This window comes from Streptomyces changchenzhani (genome assembly GCF_039766235.1).
Lineage (GTDB): Bacteria > Actinomycetota > Actinomycetes > Streptomycetales > Streptomycetaceae > Streptomyces.
Genome location: NZ_JBDHNH010000001.1, coordinates 296,683 through 314,903 on the forward strand (window position 1 = coordinate 296,683; position 18,221 = coordinate 314,903).

Genomic DNA, 18,221 nt, shown 5'->3' on the forward strand with positions numbered 1-18,221 from the left:
CACCGACCGTAGCGCCACACCGGCTAACGTGGGGCGGATGGGGACCAGCGAGCGCAACCGGGAGGCGCACGTGTCCGAAGGATCAGGCACTACGCCACCACGCAGCCGCGCGGAGGCCCCGAAGTCCGGCGCCGGCGCGACCAGCACTACGCAAGGCACTGGTACGCCCATGCCCTCTTCCGCACCCGCCCAGGCACCCCGCACCCTCGCGGAAGCCCTGCGCCCGCGCTCCGACGCGTCCCTCGCCGCGCTGCTGCGCGCCCGCCCCGACCTGCTCTCTCCCGTACCGAACGACCTGAGCCAGCTCGCCACCCGGGCCGCCACCCGCGCCTCCGTCGTGCGTGCGCTTGAGCGGCTCGACCGGTTCACGCTGCAGACCGCCGAGGCGCTCGCCGTGTCCCCGGACCCCGCCCCGTACGAGACCCTCCGTGACCTGATGACCGGCGACGAGAGCGACCCGCGGATCGCCGACGCGGTGCCGGTCGCGGTGGCCACGCTGCGTGAGCAGGCGCTGCTGTGGGGGGCGAACGACCGGCTGCGTCTTGTACGTACCGCCCGCGAGCTCCTCGCGCCGTCCCCGACGCACCCGTCCCCCACCGGTCTGGGCCCGACCGTGGCCGAGGCGACCGCGGGCACGGGCATGTCGCCGACCCGGCTGCAGGAGATCATGGCCGCCGCCGGGCTGCCCACCACGCACGACCCGGTGTCCGCCATCAGCGCCCTGACCGCGCTGTTCACCGACCGGAACCGGATGTCGGCGCTGCTCGACACGGCACCCTCCGAGGCCCTGATGGTGCTGGAGCGGCTGGTCTGGGGCCCGCCGTACGGGGAGGTCACCTCCGACCCGACGCCGCCCGTACGGTGGCTGCGCGACCGGGGTCTGCTGCTGCCCACCAGCCCCCGCACCGTGGTTCTGCCGCGCGAGGCCGCGCTGCACATGCGGGGCGGGCGCGCGCACCGCATGGCCGAGCCCGCGCCGCCCGCCGTGGTGGCCGCCGCCACATACGGTCCACAGGTGGTGGACGGCACGGCCGCCGGTCAGGCGTACGCCGCGCTGTCGACCATCGAAGACCTGCTCAAGGACTGGAACGAGGGCGGCCCGCCCGTCATGCGATCCGGCGGCCTGAGCGTCCGCGACCTCAAGCGGACCGCCGCCGCACTGTCCATGCCGGAGCCGATGGCGGCCTTCTGGGTCGAACTCGCCTACGCGGCAGGCCTGTTGGCCCCCGACGGCAAGACCGACGAGCGGTACGCCGCGACCCCCGCGTACGACGAGTGGCTCGGCCTCCCTCCGCAGGACCGCTGGACGCGCATCGCCTCCGCGTGGCTGTACGCGACCCGCACCGCGGGTCTGATCGGCGGCCAGGACGCGAAGGGCCGCGCGCTCGCCGCGCTCGGCCCCGAACTGGACCGTTCCGCCGCCCCCGAGGTGCGCCGCCGCGTGCTCGACCTGCTCGCCTCGCTCCCGGAGGCAGCCGCGCCCGCCCCGGAGACCGTGCTGGCCCGGCTGCGCTGGGAGCGCCCGCTGCGGGCTGCGAACGCGCAGTCCGCCCAGGGCGGCGTGTCCGCGAACACCAGCGGCGACCTGCGCTCCCGGATGGCGCTGTGGACCCTCAACGAGGCCGAGCTCATCGGCTTCACCGGCCGCGGCGCGCTGTCCGGCCACGGCCGTGCGCTGCTGGGGCACCCGACGTCGGGTGACGGCGCGCAAGGTGCTGCGGTGCGGCCCGCCGGTCGTGCCCCCGCCCAAGCCACGGGCCGGCCCCTCCTCGATCAGCCCCCCGCCCAGTCCGCCGGGCAGGTACTCGGCCGGGCGACCGCCGCCGCGCGGACGCCCGCGAAGGTCTCGGCCGCCGAACGCGCCACCGCGGCCGTACGCGCCGCGGACCTCCTCGCGCCGCTCATCCCCATGCCGCTGGACCACGTACTCCTCCAGGCCGACCTCACCGCGGTCGCGCCCGGCCCCCTCCAGCGGCCGCTCGCGGAGACGCTCGGGGTGCTCGCGGACGTCGAGTCGAAGGGCGGGGCGACCGTCTACCGGTTCACGCCCGCGTCCGTACGCCGTGCGCTCGACGCCGGGCTGACCGCGTCCGACCTGCACACCTTCCTGACCGACCACAGCCGTACGCCGGTACCGCAGCCGCTCAGCTACCTCATCGACGACGTGGCGAGAAAGCACGGGCATCTGCGGGTCGGTTCGGCCTGTGCGTATGTGCGCTGCGACGACGATGCGATGCTCGGCGAGATCCTCGCCGACAAGCGGTCGCAGCCGCTGGGGCTGCGCCGGCTCGCCCCGACCGTGCTGGCCGCGCAGACCGACCCGGCGACCCTGCTCGACGGGCTGCGCGCGATGGGCTTCGCGCCCGCCGCGGAGTCCGTGTCGGGCGACGTGATGATCACCCGCGCCGACGCGTACCGCACCCCGCCGCGCACGGCGCCCGTGCCCGTCCCCGAGGGCCCGCCGACCCCCGACGACACCCTGCTGGGTGCGGCGCTGCGGGCGATCCGGGCCGGGGACATGGCGTCCACGGCGGTACGCAAGGTCAGCCCGGCGGTGGCCGCGGAGGCGGGTACGGGCAGCCCCGACATCGGCACGGCCACCGGCGGCGGTGTGCTCCCCCGCACCACTTCGGCCGAGACGCTGGCCACCGTCCAGGCGGCGGCGCTCACCGGGTCCGCGGTGTGGATCGGGTACGTCAACGCGGACGGGGCGGCGAGTCAGCGGGTCATCGCTCCGGTGCGGGTCGAGGGCGGGTTCGTGACGGCGTACGACCACACGGCGGACGAGGTCCGCACGTATCCGCTGCACCGGATCACGGGTGTGGCGGAGCTGGCGGACGTGCCGTAGGGCGGGCCGGGGTGGGGGCGGGGTGCGGGTTGCCTGCGGCGCTGTCCCCTACCCGCCCCTTCCCGAACTGGGGCTCCGCCCCAGACCCCGGTCCTCAATCGCCGGACGGGCTGAAGAGGTTGCTGTATGCGGCAATGTTCAGCCCGTCCGGCGATTGAGGACACGCCCGCAGGGCGTCCGGGGGGTCCGGGGGTATCCCCCGGTTCCGGGAAGGGGCGGGTAGGGGAACAAGCCCCGCGCAGCGGCTAAGCCTTGTCCGCCCGCACCTTTACCTTCGCGCCCGGCTTCTTCAACCTCGGCAACCCCGGCTTCTTGAACCTCGGCTTCGTCCCGGCCTTCGGCTTCGCCCTCGGCGCCTTCGCGGCCCCCGGCTTCGACCCCGGCTTCGCCGCAGCCCCAGGCTGCGCCCCGCCCCGGCGCGCCCGAGCGATCCGCCCCAGCCGCCGCCCGAGCACCACGTACCCGATCAATGCGCCCGTGGTGTTCAGGATCACGTCGTCGACATCGAACGCCCGGCCCGCCACGATCGCGCCCTGCGCCAGCTCCACCAGGATCATCACCACCACGGTGAACGCCACCACCCGCAGGAGCCGCAGCGAGCGCGGTACCAGGACCGGCAGCAGTATACCGAAGGGCATGCCGAGGACCAGGTTGCCGCCTATCTGCTTGCAGGCCGCGAGGAACGTGTAGTCCTCGGCGTACTGCCGCAACGACGCACCAGGACGCAAGTTGGTGGTGACAAGGCTTTCGGAGGCGTGCGACGGGGCGAGGGTCAGCCGCGCCAGAGCCGCCGAGAAAAGAACCAGGCCAAGGAACGCCAACGCCACGGCGAGCGCCCGGAGCATGGCCTGACCCCACGTGGCACGAGTACCGGCTTCGGATGTCATGGCCTTCCACGTACCCCGACCCGGCCGGGTCACTCGGGGCACCCCGGGACGTATGCGGAACGCGCACGCGACCCACATCGCACGCAGTACGGCACACTGGACGTTTGGCCGCTCAGGCCGAACCACCGCAGAAAGGGCCGAGGCGCGCGTGAATTCAGGACCCCTCATCGTCCAGAGCGACAAGACCCTCCTGCTGGAAGTCGAGCACGAGCAGTCCGGCGCCTGCCGCCGGGCCATCGCGCCCTTCGCCGAGCTGGAGCGCGCGCCCGAGCACATCCACACCTACCGGCTGACCCCGCTCGGCCTGTGGAACGCGCGCGCCGCGGGCCACGACGCGGAGCAGGTCGTCGACGCGCTCGTCGAGTTCTCCCGCTACCCCGTCCCGCACGCGCTCCTCGTGGACATCGCCGAGACGATGTCCCGCTACGGCCGCCTCACGCTCTCCAAGCACCCCACCCACGGCCTGGTCCTGACCTCCACCGACCGTCCCGTACTGGAGGAGATCCTCCGCTCGAAGAAGGTCCAGCCGCTGGTCGGCAACCGGATCGACGGGGACACGGTCGTCGTCCACCCCTCCGAGCGCGGCCAGATCAAGCAGACGCTGCTCAAGCTGGGCTGGCCCGCCGAGGACCTCGCGGGTTACGTCGACGGGGAGGCCCACGAGATCGCCCTGGCGGAGAACGGCTGGGCCCTGCGCCCGTACCAGCAGCAGGCCGTCGAGGGCTTCTGGCACGGCGGCTCCGGCGTGGTCGTGCTGCCCTGCGGCGCGGGCAAGACGCTGGTGGGCGCGGGTGCCATGGCCGTCGCCAAGGCCACCACCCTGATCCTGGTCACCAACACCGTCTCGGCCCGCCAGTGGAAGCACGAGCTGGTCAAGCGGACGTCGCTGACCGAGGAGGAGATCGGCGAGTACAGCGGTACGCGCAAGGAGATCCGCCCGGTGACCATCGCGACGTACCAGGTCCTCACGACGAAGCGGAAGGGCGTCTACGCGCACCTGGAGCTCTTCGACTCGCGCGACTGGGGCCTGATCATCTACGACGAGGTGCACCTGCTGCCCGCGCCCGTCTTCAAGTTCACCGCGGACCTCCAGGCGCGCCGCCGGCTCGGTCTGACCGCGACGCTCGTGCGTGAGGACGGCCGCGAGTCGGACGTCTTCTCGCTCATCGGGCCCAAGCGGTTCGACGCGCCGTGGAAGGAGATCGAGGCGCAGGGCTACATCGCGCCCGCCGACTGCGTCGAGGTCCGCGTCAATCTGACGGAGAGCGAGCGGCTCGCGTACGCGACGGCCGAGCCCGAGGAGAAGTACCGCTACTGCGCGACGACCGCGACCAAGCGGAAGGTGACGGAGGCGCTGGTCGCGAAGCACGCGGGTGAGCAGACGCTGGTCATCGGCCAGTACATCGACCAGCTCGACGAGCTGGGTGAGCACCTGGACGCCCCGGTCATCAAGGGCGAGACGTCCAACGCACAGCGCGAGAAGCTCTTCGAGTCGTTCCGGCAGGGCGAGATCAGTGTGCTCGTGGTGTCGAAGGTCGCGAACTTCTCGATCGACCTGCCGGAGGCGACGGTCGCCATTCAGGTGTCGGGCACATTCGGCTCCCGGCAGGAGGAGGCACAGCGCCTCGGCCGGGTGCTGCGGCCGAAGGCGGACGGGCACGAGGCGCGCTTCTACTCGGTGGTCGCACGCGACACGATCGACCAGGACTTCGCGGCCCACCGCCAGCGCTTCCTGGCCGAACAGGGTTACGCGTACCGCATCGTGGACGCGGACGAACTGATGGCGGACGGCGGCAAATAACCCCCTGCGGCTCGGCTCCGCCGGAGCCCGGCGGGCCGGTCAGTCGTTTCCGCCCGTTCTTTGTGTACGGCTCAGCGGGGCCGCTTTCGGCGCGGTGCGCGGGGACGGAAGGTCCGCGGCCGGTACGTGACCGGTCCGCAACCGCCACCCCGCCCACCCCAGGAACCCCACCGCCACCAGCGCGTACGGCGAGGCCAACGCCTGCTGCCACCACGCCAGCCGCAGATCAAGATCCCCCGTGTGCGGCACCAGCCACAGGCTGCGCCCCAGGAACACCGCTCCCACCGCCACGGCGATCCGGCCCCGGCCCTCCGCGACCAGGACGGCGATCAGCGGCACGCACCACACCCAGTGGTGCGACCAGCTGATCGGCGAGACGAGCAGCGCCGTCGCGGCGGTGGCCAGCACGCCCCAGGTCTCGTACCCGGCCCCGACCGCCGCGCGGCGCGCGATCCACAGCCCGGCGACGCCGGTGAGGGCCGCGGCCACCAGCCACACCACGCCGGGCTCCTCGGTGTGCAGCACGCGCGCGAACAGGCCCTGGAGCGACTGGTTGTCGACGATCCATGCCTTGCCGACCCGCCCGGTTTCAAAGATCCGCCGGGTCCAGAAATCGATGCTGGCCTGCGGCAGTACGAGCGCCCCGAGCAGCACCGTGCCGATGAACGAGGCCAGCGCGGTGAGCCCGGCCCGTACCCGCCCGGTGAGCAGCAGATAGACGATGAAGATGGCGGGGGTGAGCTTGACGCCCGCCGCGATACCGAGGCCGAAGCCCTTGCCGATGGCGTCGTCCGTACGGGAGAGGTCCCACAGGACGAGGCAGACGAGGACGAGGTTGATCTGCCCGAAAAGGATCGTCTGGAAGACCGGTTCGAGCCACAGACCCACCGCGGTGCCCGCGAGAACGAGCGCGGGCCCGGCCGGGAGCCGGGCGAACCGGCAGGAGAGATGGACCAGCAGCGCGAGGAGCGCGGCATTGCCCACGGCGAAGACGACCTTGAGGGCGCCCAGCGGCAGCCAGGTCGTCGGTACGAAGAGGATCGCGGCGAACGGCGGGTAGGTGGCGGGCAGTTGCCACTCGGTGACCGTGAAGCCGTACAGATCGGTGCCGTTCGCGACGGCTGCGCCTTCCGCCCGGTACACGAGCGTGTCGGCCATGGGGATGTGCTGGAACAGGCAGAGCGCCGTCAGCGCGACCAGCGACACGGCGAGCAGCATGCCTGAGACGGCCGTCGAACGGGGGGACATCACGCTGCGGTCTTCCACGGCCGCGACCCTAGTGGATCAGCGAGGGGGTCCCGGCAAACCGGCGGGTCGGACGGCCCGGCCCGGGTACGGGACGCGCGGGGGGCGTGTGTGCGGGACGCGGACTCAGCGGCGCTTCACGCCTGCCTCCTCCGCGTGCTCCCCGAGCAGGACCACGCTGAACGCGGCGCTCGTGAAAGCCTTGACGGCGTGCACGGCGGCGCCGATCGGGTGAGGACGGTGGCCGGTGGCGCCGAGTGCGGTCGCGCCCGCGAGGGGCCGGCTGCGGCGGACCGAGGGACCTGCAGTGCCTGGGGTGAACGTCGCTGTACTCATGTCTCCATCATGGTTTTCGGGCCCCCGCGGCACATCGCTCCGCAGGCTGAGCTCCCGCGCGCCCCTGCTCCCCCTCGGGTCGTACGCCGCCCCTGAGACCCGTCTCAGGGGCGGACCTACGGGATTAATCATTCGCCCGCGCCGAAGCCCGCGACTACAATCCTCGGTCTGCCGCCTCCCTTCGTGGAGCGCCGCCGCCCGGACGGAAACCGGGCGGCAGCCATGCCGTGACCCACCGCCGACCGGACCACCGCGCCCCCGCACACCCGGGCCGCGGCCCGCAGGCCTGCGTACCACCGGAGGCATCACCGTGCCCGCGCACGAATCCGACCCCAGCTCCGCCCTCGACGACCCCCTCGCCCGCGAGCGCGCCCACCTGTCGTCCTCGCGCACCGCGCTGCGTGCCATGCGCGAGGACGTCAAGGCCCTCGACATCCGTGACGTCACCGCGAACTGGGTGAACGCCGCCGTCCTCGGCGCGCAGATCGAGGAGCGCATCAAGGCCCTCGCCGACCTCTCGCACACCCCGCTGTTCTTCGGCCGCCTCGACTATCTGCACAGGGTCGGCTCGGACAAGGCCGAGGGCGCGGAGGGCGAGCGCTTCTACATCGGCCGCCGGCACGTCCACGACGCCGACGGCGATCCGATGGTCATCGACTGGCGCGCGCCCGTCTCGCAGCCCTTCTACCGGGCGTCGAAGAAGGACCCGCTCGACGTCGGGCTGCGCCGCCGCTTCGGTTACACCGGCGGTGAGCTCACGGCGTACGAGGACGAGCATCTGTCCGACCCCACCGAGGCCGCGCGCACCAGCAAGCTGCTCCAGACGGAGATCGAACGGCCGCGCGTCGGCCCGATGCGGGACATCGTCGCGACGATCCAGCCCGAGCAGGACGAGATCGTACGGGCCGGGCTCGGCGGCACGGTCTGTGTGCAGGGCGGCCCCGGCACCGGAAAGACGGCGGTGGGTCTGCACCGGGTCGCGTACCTCCTCTACGCGCACCGCGAGCGGCTCGCCAGGACCGGCACGCTCGTCATCGGGCCGAACAAGTCCTTCCTGCACTACATCGAGCAAGTGCTGCCCGCGCTCGGCGAGTTGGAGGTCAAGCAGGCGACCGTGGACGACCTGGTGGGGCGCGTCGCGCAGGTGGAGGTGCGGGGCACCGACGAGGCCGACGCGGCGATCATCAAGGGCGACGCGCGGATGGCGGAGGTGCTGCGGCGGGCGATCCGTTCGCACGTCACGATGCCCACCGAGCCGGTCATGGTGGTGCGCGGGTCGCGGCGCTGGCGGATTCCGGCGTACGAACTCGAAGAGACCGTACGGGAGTTGCTCGCCAGGGACATCCGGTACGGCGCGGCGCACGATGCGCTGCCGCAGCGCATCGCGCACGCGGTGCTGGTGCGCATGGAGGAGTCGGGCGAGGCGCCGGACGACCGGGTGCAGGACGCGGTGGCCCGTAACCCGGCAGTGAAGGCGGCCGTCAAGGCGGTCTGGCCGGCGGTGGATCCGGCGAAGCTGGTCCTGCGGCTGCTGTCCGACGCGGATTTCCTGGCGGAACAGGCGGAGGGCATTCTCTCGTCCCAGGAGCAGGAGACGATCCGCTGGGCGAAGCCGGTGCGGAGCGTGAAGTCGGCGAAGTGGTCGGCGGCGGACACGGTGCTCATCGACGAGGCGTCGGACCTGGTCTCGCGTACGCACTCGCTGGGCCATGTCGTCCTCGACGAGGCGCAGGACCTCTCGCCCATGCAGTACCGGGCGGTGGGGCGGCGCTGCACGACGGGCTCGGCGACGGTCCTCGGCGACCTGGCGCAGGGCACGACGCCGTGGGCCACGGCGAGTTGGCCCGAGGCGCTGCGGCACCTGGGCAAGACGGATGCGGTGATCGAGGAGCTGACGGCCGGTTTCCGCGTGCCGCGCGATGTGATCGCGTACGCGTCGCTGCTCCTCCCGTCGATCTCACCCGGCCTGGCCCCGGTCTCGTCGGTGCGCGAGAGCCCCGGCTCGCTGGCGGTCGTCCCCGTCGAGGACGCGGAGAAACTCCCCCTGGCGGTGGTGGCGGCCTGCGAGGACTCGCTGCGCCACGAGGGCTCGATCGGCCTGATCGCGGCCGACACCCGCATCCCAGCCCTGGCGGCGGCCCTGACGACGGCGGGCCACACGTACCTCGCCCCGGGAGAGGAGACAACGGCGGACGCCCGCCTGACGCTGGTCCCGGCGTCGCTGGCCAAGGGCCTGGAGTACGACTACGTGGTCCTGGACGAGCCGGCGGCGGTGGTGTCGGCGGAGCCGGACGAACGCACGGGCCTGCGCAGGCTGTACGTGTCCCTGACCCGAGCGGTATCGGGCCTGACGATCCTCCACACGGAGCCACTGCCGGGGGCGCTGGCCTCATAGCCCTGGGGCACTTCAGCCCGTCCGGCGTTTGAGGACACGCCCGCAGGACGTCCGGGGGCCCGGGGGCCTGCCCCGCCACGCGGCGGCAGCCGCAAAATGTCACAGCGGGAAGGGGCGGGTAGGGGACAGCGCCGCAGGCAACCCGCACCCGGACCCCGCCGCACGCACCTGACCCGCACCCGAGCCCGCCCACACCCAAGGCCAGCCACCCGCCACCCGCACCCCACCCGCAACCCCCGCCGGAGGCGCCCCGCGTTACGCGTCCAGCAACCCCCGCCACTCCCGCACCGCCGCCGCCCCCACCGGCTCCGACCAGCCGCCCGGCCGGGCCGCGCCGCCGATGTGGAACGCCGTGATCCCCGCAGCCCGCAGCTCCGGCACATGGTCGAGCCGCAGCCCGCCGCCGACCAGGATCTGCGGCTCATAACCCGCCTCCCCCCGCTCCGACGCAGCCGCCTCGGCCAGCAGCTTCGGCAGTCCCGCGTCGACGCCCTCCGCCGCGCCCGCGGTGAGGTACGTGTCGAGGCCGGGCAGCTCCGCGAGCTGCTTGCGGGCCGCGTCACGGTCCGCAGCCCGGTCGAGCGCCCGGTGGAACGTCCACGGGCATCCCTCGATCTCCGCGACGACCCGCTCCACGGCGACCAGATCGGGACTGCCGTCCGGGTCCAGGAACCCGAGGACGAACTCGTCCGCCCCCTCGGCCCGCATCCCCCGCGCGGCCTCGACCAGCGCGTCCACGTCCCCCGCTGCGAACCCGTCGGCGAGCCGCAGCATCACTCGCAGCCGGATGTCCACGGCCGCCCGGATCCGCCCGAAGGTCTCGCGGGACGGGGTCAGGCCGTCCGCCGCCATGTCGGTGATCAGCTCCAGGCGGTCAGCCCCTCCGGACTGGGCCGCGACCGCGTCCTCCGCGTCGAGAGCGATGACCTCCAGGACTGCACGGTTGCTCATGTGACCCGACCCCAATTCCTTGACTCTCCCAGAAGACCCCTACAGGTCTAGTCCAATAGGCAGCCTACGGGGCGGGGCCCCACCTGCGCATCAGGGCACAGGCGGCGCGCCGGTCAGTGGCGCCGGTCAGCGAGCGTGGCCCTCCGCCCCCTCCTCCGGCTTCGCGCCCCCGTGCTCGTCGTGCTTCGCCGCGGGCCGCTCCTCCGCGACCACGGGACCGACCCCCTGGCCCACTGCGTACGCGGTGCCGAACGTGGCGGCGAGCGCGGTGGCGAAGGCGGCGATCTTCACTCCGGTGTTCATAACGGTCTCCTCGGGTGAGTCGGGCGGTGAGTAGTCAGCCGTTGGCGCTGAAGCCGTGCGCGACAGGCTGTCGCAACCCCTTCGACAATACCCCCCTGGGGTATCTCGTCAAGTCCGTTCCGGCACTTGTGCCAGATAGGGGTGGGGGGTATACATGGACTCAGCGAACACAGTACCCCCAGGGGGTATAGAACGGCAGCAGGGCCGACGCTACGGCGACCGCCCCGCCCCGCCCACTACGAGGAGCAGACGTGACCACCACGACGACCGGCGCAGGAGCCGAGGTCGAGCTCGCCATCGGCGGCATGACCTGCGCCTCCTGCGCCGCCCGTATCGAGAAGAAGCTCAACCGCATGGACGGCGTCGAGGCCACCGTCAACTACTCCACCGAGAAGGCCAAGGTCACCTACCGGGGCGAGGACGTCTCCGTGGCGGACCTGATCGCCACCGTCGAGGCCACCGGGTACAGCGCGAAGGAGCCCGCCCCGGCCCGTACGGCGGGCGAGGGCGACGAGGAGGCCGCCGACACTGACGAGCTGCGCCCCCTACGGCAGCGGCTGATCACCGCCACCGTCCTCGCGGTCCCCGTCATCGCGATGGCGATGGTCCCGGCCCTCCAGTTCAACTACTGGCAGTGGCTGTCGCTGACCCTGGCCGCCCCGGTCGTCACGTACGCCGCCTGGCCCTTCCACTGCGCCGCCTGGACCAACGCCAAGCACGGCGCGGCGACGATGGACACCCTGATCTCGGTCGGTACATCGGCGGCGTTCCTGTGGTCGGTGTGGGCGCTGTTCTTCGGCACGGCCGGCACACCCGGCATGACCCACCCCTTCGAGCTGACGATCTCGCGCAGCGACGGCGCGGGGAACATCTACCTGGAGGCGGCTGCGGGCGTCACCGCGTTCATCCTCGCCGGGCGCTACTTCGAGGCCCGCTCCAAGAGGAAGGCGGGCGCCGCGCTCAAGGCCCTGCTGGAACTCGGCGCCAAGAGCGTCACCGTGCTGCGCGACGGCCGTGAGGAGACCGTGCCCACCGCGGACCTGGCCGTCGGCGACCACTTCGTCGTACGCCCCGGGGAGAAGATCGCCACGGACGGCTCGGTCGTCGAGGGCACTTCCGCCGTCGACGCGGCCATGCTCACCGGCGAGTCCGTCCCGGTCGAGGTCGGTCCTGGCGACTCCGTCACCGGCGCCACCCTGAACGCCGGCGGCCGTCTTGTCGTCGAGGCCACCCGGGTCGGCGCGGACACCCAACTCGCCAGGATGGCCAAGCTCGTCGAGGACGCGCAGAACGGCAAGGCGGCGGCCCAGCGCCTCGCCGACAAGATCTCCGCCGTCTTCGTCCCCGTGGTCATCGCGCTCGCCCTCGCGACGCTCGGCTTCTGGCTCGGCAACGGGGCCGGCCTGACCGCCGCATTCACCGCGGCCGTGGCCGTCCTGATCATCGCCTGCCCCTGCGCGCTGGGCCTGGCCACTCCGACCGCACTCATGGTCGGTACGGGCCGTGGCGCCCAGCTCGGCATCCTCATCAAGGGCCCCGAGGTCCTGGAGACCACCCGTAAGGTCGACACGATCGTCCTCGACAAGACCGGCACCGTCACCACCGGCCGGATGACACTGCTCGCCGTGCACACGGCCGACACCACCGACGAGTCCGAAGTGCTGCGCCTGGCAGGGGCGTTGGAGCACGCGTCCGAGCACCCGATCGGGCAGGCCGTCGCGGCGGGCGCCGCCGAGAAGCTCGGCACGCTGCCCACCCCCGAGGACTTCGCGAACATCCCGGGCCTGGGTGTCCAGGGCATCGTGGAGGGCCACGCCGTCCTCGTCGGCCGGGATCGGCTGCTCACGGAGTGGGCGATGAGCCTGCCCGTGGAGCTGGAGCGGGCCAAGGCGGCGGCGGAGGCCCGGGGGCGTACGGCAATCGCGGTGGCCTGGGACGGCGAGGCCAGGGCCGTCCTGGAGGTCGCGGACGCGGTGAAGGAGACCAGCGCCGAGGCGATCCGCAGGCTGCGCGCGCTGGGCCTCACCCCGATCCTGCTGACCGGCGACAACAAGGCCGTCGCCGAGTCGGTCGCCAAGGAGGTCGGCATCGACCAGGTCTTCGCCGAGGTCATGCCGGAGGACAAGGTCGACGTGGTCAAGAAGCTCCAGGCGGAGGGCCGCAGCGTGGCGATGGTCGGCGACGGCGTCAACGACGCCGCCGCGCTCGCCCAGGCCGACCTGGGCCTGGCCATGGGCACCGGCACGGACGCGGCGATCGAGGCGGGCGACCTCACGCTCGTACGGGGTGATCTGCTCGCCGCCGTGGACGCGATCCGGTTGTCCCGCAAGACCCTCGGCACCATCAGGTCGAACCTCTTCTGGGCCTTCGCCTACAACGTGGGCGCCCTGCCGCTCGCGGCGGCCGGTCTGCTCAACCCGATGATCGCCGGGGCGGCCATGGCGTTCTCCTCGGTCTTCGTCGTCGGCAACTCCCTGCGGCTGCGAGGCTTCAAGGCGGCGCGGGGGTGAGTGGCGGGTGCGGGTGTGGCGTCGACCGTTGGATTCAGAGCACCAGCGGCCCCGGAACCACCCTGTACGCCTGCCCCGACCACGCCACCGAGCCAGGGCGTGTCTCTTTGATGCATGGAGTGAGGCCGCTTGAGGGGTGGCTGTGCGCGACACGTACCGAATAGGGTCGAGGTAAGCGATCGCTTAGTCGCTTTCTGCGTGGTCTGGCAAGCCGTGCCAGGAGAGAGGTAGGGAACCTGATGCCGGTCATCGATGCGTGGATGCAGCACCCCACGCTCCGTCACTCCAACCATGAGATGTTCGAGTCGTTGCGCCGGTGGACGGGGCGGGGCCTGTTGGAGGAGCCGTTGCCCGTCAAGGAGACGGTGGCCGCGATGGCCGCGGCGGATGTCGAGATTGGCCTTTCGGCGGCCTGGTATGGGCCGCAGGGGCCACTGATCAGCAACGATGAGGTGGCCGAGTTCGTCGCCCAGTCCGACGGGCGTTTGCGCGGGGTGGCCGGCGCGGATCTCACGCGTCCGGTCCAGGCGGTGCGGGAACTGCGCCGAGCCGTGGAAGAACTCGGCTTCGTGGCCCTGCGGATCGTGCCCTGGCTCTGGCAACTCCCTCCCACCGACCGGCTGTACTACCCGCTCTACGCCGCCTGCGTCGACCTCGGCATCCCCTTCTGCACCCAGGTCGGGCACACCGGACCGCTGCGTCCGTCCGAAACCGGCCGCCCCATCCCCTACATCGACCAGGTCGCTCTCGACTTCCCTGAGCTGACCATCGTGTGCGGACACATCGGCTACCCGTGGACCACGGAGATGATCGCGGTGGCCGACAAGCACGCCAACGTGTACATCGACACCAGCGCCTACACCGCCCGCCGCTACCCACGCGAGTTGGTCGACTACCTGCGCGGCCGGGGTCGCAGGAAGGTGCTGTTCGGCACCAATTATCCCATGATCACCCCCGGCCAGGCACTGGAACACCTCGGCGAACTGGGCCTGGACGAGGAAGCCACCGAGCTGTTCCTGTCCGGCAACGCACGAGGGATCTTCAGCCTCTGAAGTCAGTAGAACGCCCCGTCGAATTCGCCACCGCGCAGAATGAGCGCCATGGCCGACACCACACAGCACCCCGCGCACGACGACCTGCTACGCCGCTGGCTGGCCGCCATGCCCGCCGGGGCCGCCGGGGCGCCGGATCCGCGCCCGTACGGGGAGAACCTCCTCGCGCGCTGGGCGGAGCCACAGCGGAAGTACCACACCACCGACCATCTGATCGCGGTCCTCGACCGCGTCGACGTACTCGCCGGGCATGCGGACGAGCCGGATCTCGTACGGCTGGCGGCGTGGTTCCACGACGCGGTCTACCGCCCGGACCGGTCGGAGAACGAGGAGCGCAGCGCGGTTCTCGCGGAGCGGGCGCTGGCGGAGCTGGGCTTCGACGAGGCCTCCACGGCGGAAGTCGCCCGCCTGGTCCGCCTCACCACCACACACGCCCCGGAGCCCGGCGACACGAACGGCGAGGCCCTGTGCGACGCGGACCTGGCCATCCTGGCGACGGGCCCGACCTCGTACGCGGAGTACGCGGCGGCGGTGCGGCAGGAGTACGGCTTCGTGCCGGACGAGGCGTTCAGGGACGGCCGGGCGGCGGTGCTGCGCCAACTCCTCGACCTGCCCCGGCTGTTCCACACGCCCCACGGGCGGGCGGAGTGGGAGGAGCGGGCGCGGCACAACCTGGCCACGGAGTTGGAGTTGCTGGCGGGGTAGGGGTGCGGGTAGGGGACAGCCCCGCGCAGCCGCACCCCGCGCTCACCCCCCGCGGCCCGGATCACGTACCCGCGAGGGAATCTCAGTGCCGTCCAGGACGTTGACACCTGTCATGCCGAACTCCGCCGACTCCCGCACGCGCATGCCGCTCGCCGTATACATTCTCGGCCTGGCCGTCTTCGCCCTCGGGACCAGCGAGTTCATGCTGTCCGGGCTGCTGCCGCCCATCGCGGACGACATGGGCGTGTCCATCCCGCAGGCCGGACTGCTGATCTCCGCCTTCGCGATCGGCATGGTGATCGGCGCGCCCCTGCTGGCCGTGGCCACCCTGCGGCTTCCCCGGCGTACGACCCTGATCGCCCTGATCACGGTCTTCGGCTTCGGCCAGGTCGCCGGTGCGCTGGCTCCCACGTACGCGCTGCTCTTCGCATCCCGCGTCGTGAGTGCCCTCGCCTGTGCGGGGTTCTGGGCCGTGGGGGCGGCGGTCGCCATCGCCATGGTGCCGGCGAACTCGCGGGCCCGTGCCATCGCCGTGATGCTCGGCGGGCTGAGCATCGCGAACGTCCTGGGCGTGCCGCTCGGCGCGTTCCTCGGCGACAGCTTCGGGTGGCGCTCGGCGTTCTGGGCGGTGGCGGCGGCCTCGGCCCTGGCGCTGGTGGGCGTGGCCACGCTCATTCCACGCATTCCGCTGCCCGACGAAAAGCCCCGGCTCAAGCGGGAATTGGGGATCTACCGCGACCGGCAGGTATGGCTGGCCATCGTCATGACGGCGCTCGCGGCGGGCGGCGTCTTCTGCGCGTTCAGCTATCTCGCGCCGCTGCTCACGGACGTGGCGGGGCTGGACGCGGGGTGGGTGCCGACCGTTCTGGGACTCTTCGGTGTCGGCGCCCTGATCGGTACGGCCATCGGCGGGCGGGTCGCCGACGCGCACCTCTTCGGTGTCCTGATCAGCGGCCTCGCGGCCTCCACCGTCTTCCTGGCGGCCCTCGCGCTCTTCGCGTCCACCGCGTGGGTCGCCGTCGCCCTGGCCTTCCTGCTCGGCGTCTCGGCCTTTTACACCGGGCCCGCGCTCAACGCCCGCGTGTTCAACGTCGCGGGCGCGGCCCCCACCCTGGCGGGCGCGACCACCACCGCCGCCTTCAACCTGGGCAATACGGGCGGCCCCTGGCTCGGCGGCACGGTCATCGACGCGGACTTCGGCTTCGCCTCGACGGCGTGGGCGGGCGCGGCGATGGCAGCTCTGGCGCTGGTGACCGTCATCGTCTCGCTGCGGATGCAGCGCCGGGGCGGGTCGCGGGTCGTGGTCGGGGCGACGGCAGACCCGGCGGACCGGGCGGACCCGGCGAAAGCAGCAAGTGCGGCTTCGGGTTCCGCTGGAGCCCGCCGCACCTGACCAGCGGACCAGCGGACCCAGTCCGGAGTCCACATCCGGCGTATTCGGCCAGACCACACCAAGGCCGTCACACTCCGCTTACGCCGGGCGGCCCTTCGGCCGGCGCAGGCCCGCCGCCGTGAGCCTGCGGACGAGTTCCTTCGAGCCGATCTCCACCGCGCCCGCGCCCACCGCGTCGACGTACCGCACCTCGGGCACGTCGTAGTGGTCCCGCTCGAAGGCCCTGGGCGGGCAGCCGATACCGGCCGCGAAGGTGTGCAGCTCCTCGTACGACGCGTCGCTGACCAGGTGCGACCACATCCGGCCGTGGCCGGGCCAGGTCGGCGGGTCGATGTACACCGTCATCGCAGGCCGCCGACCGGCGCCACGATCACCGCGGCCTTCGGGCAGACCCAGTGCGGGTCGGTGCCCAGCTCCGGCTCGACGTCCAGGGCGTGCGGGTCCTCGTCGCCGCACACCGGGCACAGCGGCCAGCGGCCGTGCTGCTCAAGGAGCGCGTCCTGTACGTCCTGCGCCACCAGCCCGGCCACGAAGTCGACCCCGTCGGGCCACTGCTCCACCCACCAGCGGCGGTGCACCACCGCGTCCTCGACCAGCGACACGACGTCGGCCTCGGCCACGTCGCGCGCGGCGAGGTCGGCCATGACCAGGGCGCGGGCGGCGTGCAGAGCCTGTTCCAGAGGGGAGGGGGTGTGGTCCATCCCCCTATTGTCGCGCGCGGCTCGGACAGCCGGAATCCGTCGGCAATCCGTCGGCAATCCGTCGGCAATCCGTCGGCGATCAGCGTCAGAAAGTGGACCAATGGGGGGTTGACGACCGACCGTCGCGAAAATATCTTTCAGGAGTGACCAATGAAGTGAAAGAAATTTTCAGAAGTGGTTCGGCGCCGCCCGCCCCGGCTGCGCCGCCCGCGCCGCCCGCCCCGGCCGCCCTCGCCGCCAAGGTACGGACCCTCGCGCCGTCCATGACCCGCTCCATGCAGCGCGTCGCGGAGGCCGTGGCCGCCGACCCGGCGGGCTGCTCCGCCCTCACGGTCACCGGCCTCGGCGAGCTCACCGGCACCAGCGAAGCCACCGTGGTCCGCACCGCGCGCCTCCTGGGCTACCCCGGCTACCGCGACCTGCGGCTCGCACTCGCCGGGCTCGCCGCCCAGCAGCAGTCGGGCCGGGCCCCGGCGGTGACCGCCGACATCGCGGTCGACGACCCGATCGCCGACGTGGTGACCAAGCTGGCGTACGACGAGCAGCAGACCCTCGCCGACACCGCCGCGGGCCTGGACACCGTCCAGCTCGGCGCCGCGGTCGCCGCGCTCGCCGGGGCACGGCGCGTCGACATCTACGGCGTGGGCGCCTCCTCCCTCGTCGGCATGGACCTCGCCCAGAAGCTGCTGCGCATCGGCCTGATAGCGCACGCGCACAGCGACCCGCACCTCGCCGTCACCAACGCCGTGCAGTTGCGTTCGGGCGACGTGGCCATCGCGATCACGCACTCAGGATCCACCGGGGACGTCATCGAGCCGCTGCGCGTCGCCTTCGACCACGGGGCGACGACGGTCGCGATCACGGGCCGCCCGGACGGGCCCGTCTCGCAGTACGCGGACCACGTCCTGACCACGTCCACCGCCCGCGAGAGCGAGCTGCGCCCCGCCGCGATGTCCAGCCGTACGAGCCAACTCCTCGTCGTGGACTGCCTGTTCATAGGCGTCGCGCAGCGCACGTACGAGACGGCAGCCCCCGCACTCGCCGCCTCCTACGAGGCCCTCGCCCACCGCCACAGCCCCCGCAGCAGCCGCTAG

Annotated in this window: 15 protein-coding genes; 8 read left to right on the forward strand and 7 right to left on the reverse strand. The window is 72.3% G+C overall.

What is annotated here, in order from left to right:
* Window positions 1-169 precede the first annotated feature (169 nt).
* Entirely contained in the window at window positions 170-2,848 is a 2,679-nt protein-coding gene (locus tag ABCR94_RS01465) for a helicase-associated domain-containing protein (protein WP_347117110.1), read from the forward strand.
* Between the two features lie 245 nt (window positions 2,849-3,093).
* Here the strand turns inward: ABCR94_RS01465 and ABCR94_RS01470 are convergent, their stop codons facing one another.
* Complete coding sequence (locus tag ABCR94_RS01470) at window positions 3,094-3,735, reverse strand: VanZ family protein (protein ID WP_347117111.1); 642 nt, start codon at window positions 3,733-3,735, stop codon at window positions 3,094-3,096.
* 148 nt (window positions 3,736-3,883) lie between these two features.
* Between ABCR94_RS01470 and ABCR94_RS01475 the strand changes: the two genes are divergently transcribed.
* Window positions 3,884-5,536: a DNA repair helicase XPB gene (locus tag ABCR94_RS01475; protein ID WP_347117112.1), complete on the forward strand. Its 1,653-nt coding sequence runs from the start codon at window positions 3,884-3,886 to the stop codon at window positions 5,534-5,536.
* A 39-nt stretch (window positions 5,537-5,575) separates the two neighbouring features.
* Here the strand turns inward: ABCR94_RS01475 and ABCR94_RS01480 are convergent, their stop codons facing one another.
* Window positions 5,576-6,784, reverse strand: coding sequence for a glycosyltransferase 87 family protein (locus ABCR94_RS01480; RefSeq protein WP_347118420.1), 1,209 nt, complete (start codon window positions 6,782-6,784; stop codon window positions 5,576-5,578).
* A gap of 123 nt (window positions 6,785-6,907) precedes the next feature.
* Complete coding sequence (locus tag ABCR94_RS01485) at window positions 6,908-7,117, reverse strand: hypothetical protein (protein WP_347117113.1); 210 nt, start codon at window positions 7,115-7,117, stop codon at window positions 6,908-6,910.
* Window positions 7,118-7,427: 310 nt separating this feature from the next.
* On the opposite strand from ABCR94_RS01485, the gene ABCR94_RS01490 reads away from it, so the two are divergent.
* Window positions 7,428-9,512, forward strand: coding sequence for a HelD family protein (locus ABCR94_RS01490; protein ID WP_347117114.1), 2,085 nt, complete (start codon window positions 7,428-7,430; stop codon window positions 9,510-9,512).
* 255 nt (window positions 9,513-9,767) lie between these two features.
* Here ABCR94_RS01490 and ABCR94_RS01495 read toward each other — a convergent pair whose 3' ends face one another.
* Window positions 9,768-10,463 carry a copper homeostasis protein CutC gene (locus tag ABCR94_RS01495; RefSeq protein WP_347117115.1) on the reverse strand — a complete coding sequence of 232 codons (696 nt, stop codon included), beginning with the start codon at window positions 10,461-10,463 and terminating at the stop codon, window positions 9,768-9,770.
* 126 nt (window positions 10,464-10,589) lie between these two features.
* A complete protein-coding gene (locus ABCR94_RS01500) occupies window positions 10,590-10,766 on the reverse strand; it encodes a hypothetical protein (RefSeq protein ID WP_347117116.1) in 177 nt (58 codons plus the stop codon).
* Between the two features lie 251 nt (window positions 10,767-11,017).
* On the opposite strand from ABCR94_RS01500, the gene ABCR94_RS01505 reads away from it, so the two are divergent.
* The 4 genes from ABCR94_RS01505 to ABCR94_RS01520 all read left to right on the forward strand — a co-directional run bounded on the left by ABCR94_RS01505 (window position 11,018) and on the right by ABCR94_RS01520 (window position 16,426).
* Window positions 11,018-13,276, forward strand: coding sequence for a heavy metal translocating P-type ATPase (locus ABCR94_RS01505; RefSeq protein WP_347117117.1), 2,259 nt, complete (start codon window positions 11,018-11,020; stop codon window positions 13,274-13,276).
* Window positions 13,277-13,515: 239 nt separating this feature from the next.
* A complete protein-coding gene (locus ABCR94_RS01510) occupies window positions 13,516-14,328 on the forward strand; it encodes an amidohydrolase family protein (RefSeq protein ID WP_347117118.1) in 813 nt (270 codons plus the stop codon).
* A 48-nt stretch (window positions 14,329-14,376) separates the two neighbouring features.
* Window positions 14,377-15,033 (forward strand): HD domain-containing protein, encoded by a 657-nt coding sequence (locus ABCR94_RS01515; RefSeq protein ID WP_521975955.1) that lies wholly within the window; start codon window positions 14,377-14,379, stop codon window positions 15,031-15,033.
* 142 nt (window positions 15,034-15,175) lie between these two features.
* Window positions 15,176-16,426, forward strand: a complete 1,251-nt coding sequence (locus ABCR94_RS01520) for a Cmx/CmrA family chloramphenicol efflux MFS transporter (RefSeq protein ID WP_347118422.1) — start codon at window positions 15,176-15,178, stop codon at window positions 16,424-16,426.
* A 78-nt stretch (window positions 16,427-16,504) separates the two neighbouring features.
* Here the strand turns inward: ABCR94_RS01520 and ABCR94_RS01525 are convergent, their stop codons facing one another.
* Window positions 16,505-16,771, reverse strand: a complete 267-nt coding sequence (locus ABCR94_RS01525) for a DUF4031 domain-containing protein (RefSeq protein WP_347117119.1) — start codon at window positions 16,769-16,771, stop codon at window positions 16,505-16,507.
* Window positions 16,768-17,127, reverse strand: coding sequence for a DUF8819 family protein (locus ABCR94_RS01530; RefSeq protein WP_347117120.1), 360 nt, complete (start codon window positions 17,125-17,127; stop codon window positions 16,768-16,770). Before ABCR94_RS01530 ends, ABCR94_RS01525 begins: the two co-directional genes overlap by 4 nt.
* Before the next feature lie 143 nt (window positions 17,128-17,270).
* Between ABCR94_RS01530 and ABCR94_RS01535 the strand changes: the two genes are divergently transcribed.
* On the forward strand, window positions 17,271-18,221 hold the full coding sequence (locus ABCR94_RS01535) for a MurR/RpiR family transcriptional regulator (protein WP_521975958.1): 951 nt from the start codon (window positions 17,271-17,273) through the stop codon (window positions 18,219-18,221).

Coding starts and splice junctions, on each gene's coding strand:
- ABCR94_RS01525 (WP_347117119.1), bottom strand. CDS start 16,771: ATGACGGTGTACATCGACCCGCCGACCTGGCCCGGCCACGGCCGGATG.
- ABCR94_RS01480 (WP_347118420.1), bottom strand. CDS start 6,784: ATGTCCCCCCGTTCGACGGCCGTCTCAGGCATGCTGCTCGCCGTGTCG.
- ABCR94_RS01485 (WP_347117113.1), bottom strand. CDS start 7,117: ATGAGTACAGCGACGTTCACCCCAGGCACTGCAGGTCCCTCGGTCCGC.
- ABCR94_RS01515 (WP_521975955.1), top strand. CDS start 14,377: ATGGCCGACACCACACAGCACCCCGCGCACGACGACCTGCTACGCCGC.
- ABCR94_RS01500 (WP_347117116.1), bottom strand. CDS start 10,766: ATGAACACCGGAGTGAAGATCGCCGCCTTCGCCACCGCGCTCGCCGCC.
- ABCR94_RS01465 (WP_347117110.1), top strand. CDS start 170: ATGCCCTCTTCCGCACCCGCCCAGGCACCCCGCACCCTCGCGGAAGCC.
- ABCR94_RS01470 (WP_347117111.1), bottom strand. CDS start 3,735: ATGACATCCGAAGCCGGTACTCGTGCCACGTGGGGTCAGGCCATGCTC.
- ABCR94_RS01495 (WP_347117115.1), bottom strand. CDS start 10,463: ATGAGCAACCGTGCAGTCCTGGAGGTCATCGCTCTCGACGCGGAGGAC.
- ABCR94_RS01510 (WP_347117118.1), top strand. CDS start 13,516: ATGCCGGTCATCGATGCGTGGATGCAGCACCCCACGCTCCGTCACTCC.
- ABCR94_RS01520 (WP_347118422.1), top strand. CDS start 15,176: ATGCCGCTCGCCGTATACATTCTCGGCCTGGCCGTCTTCGCCCTCGGG.
- ABCR94_RS01530 (WP_347117120.1), bottom strand. CDS start 17,127: ATGGACCACACCCCCTCCCCTCTGGAACAGGCTCTGCACGCCGCCCGC.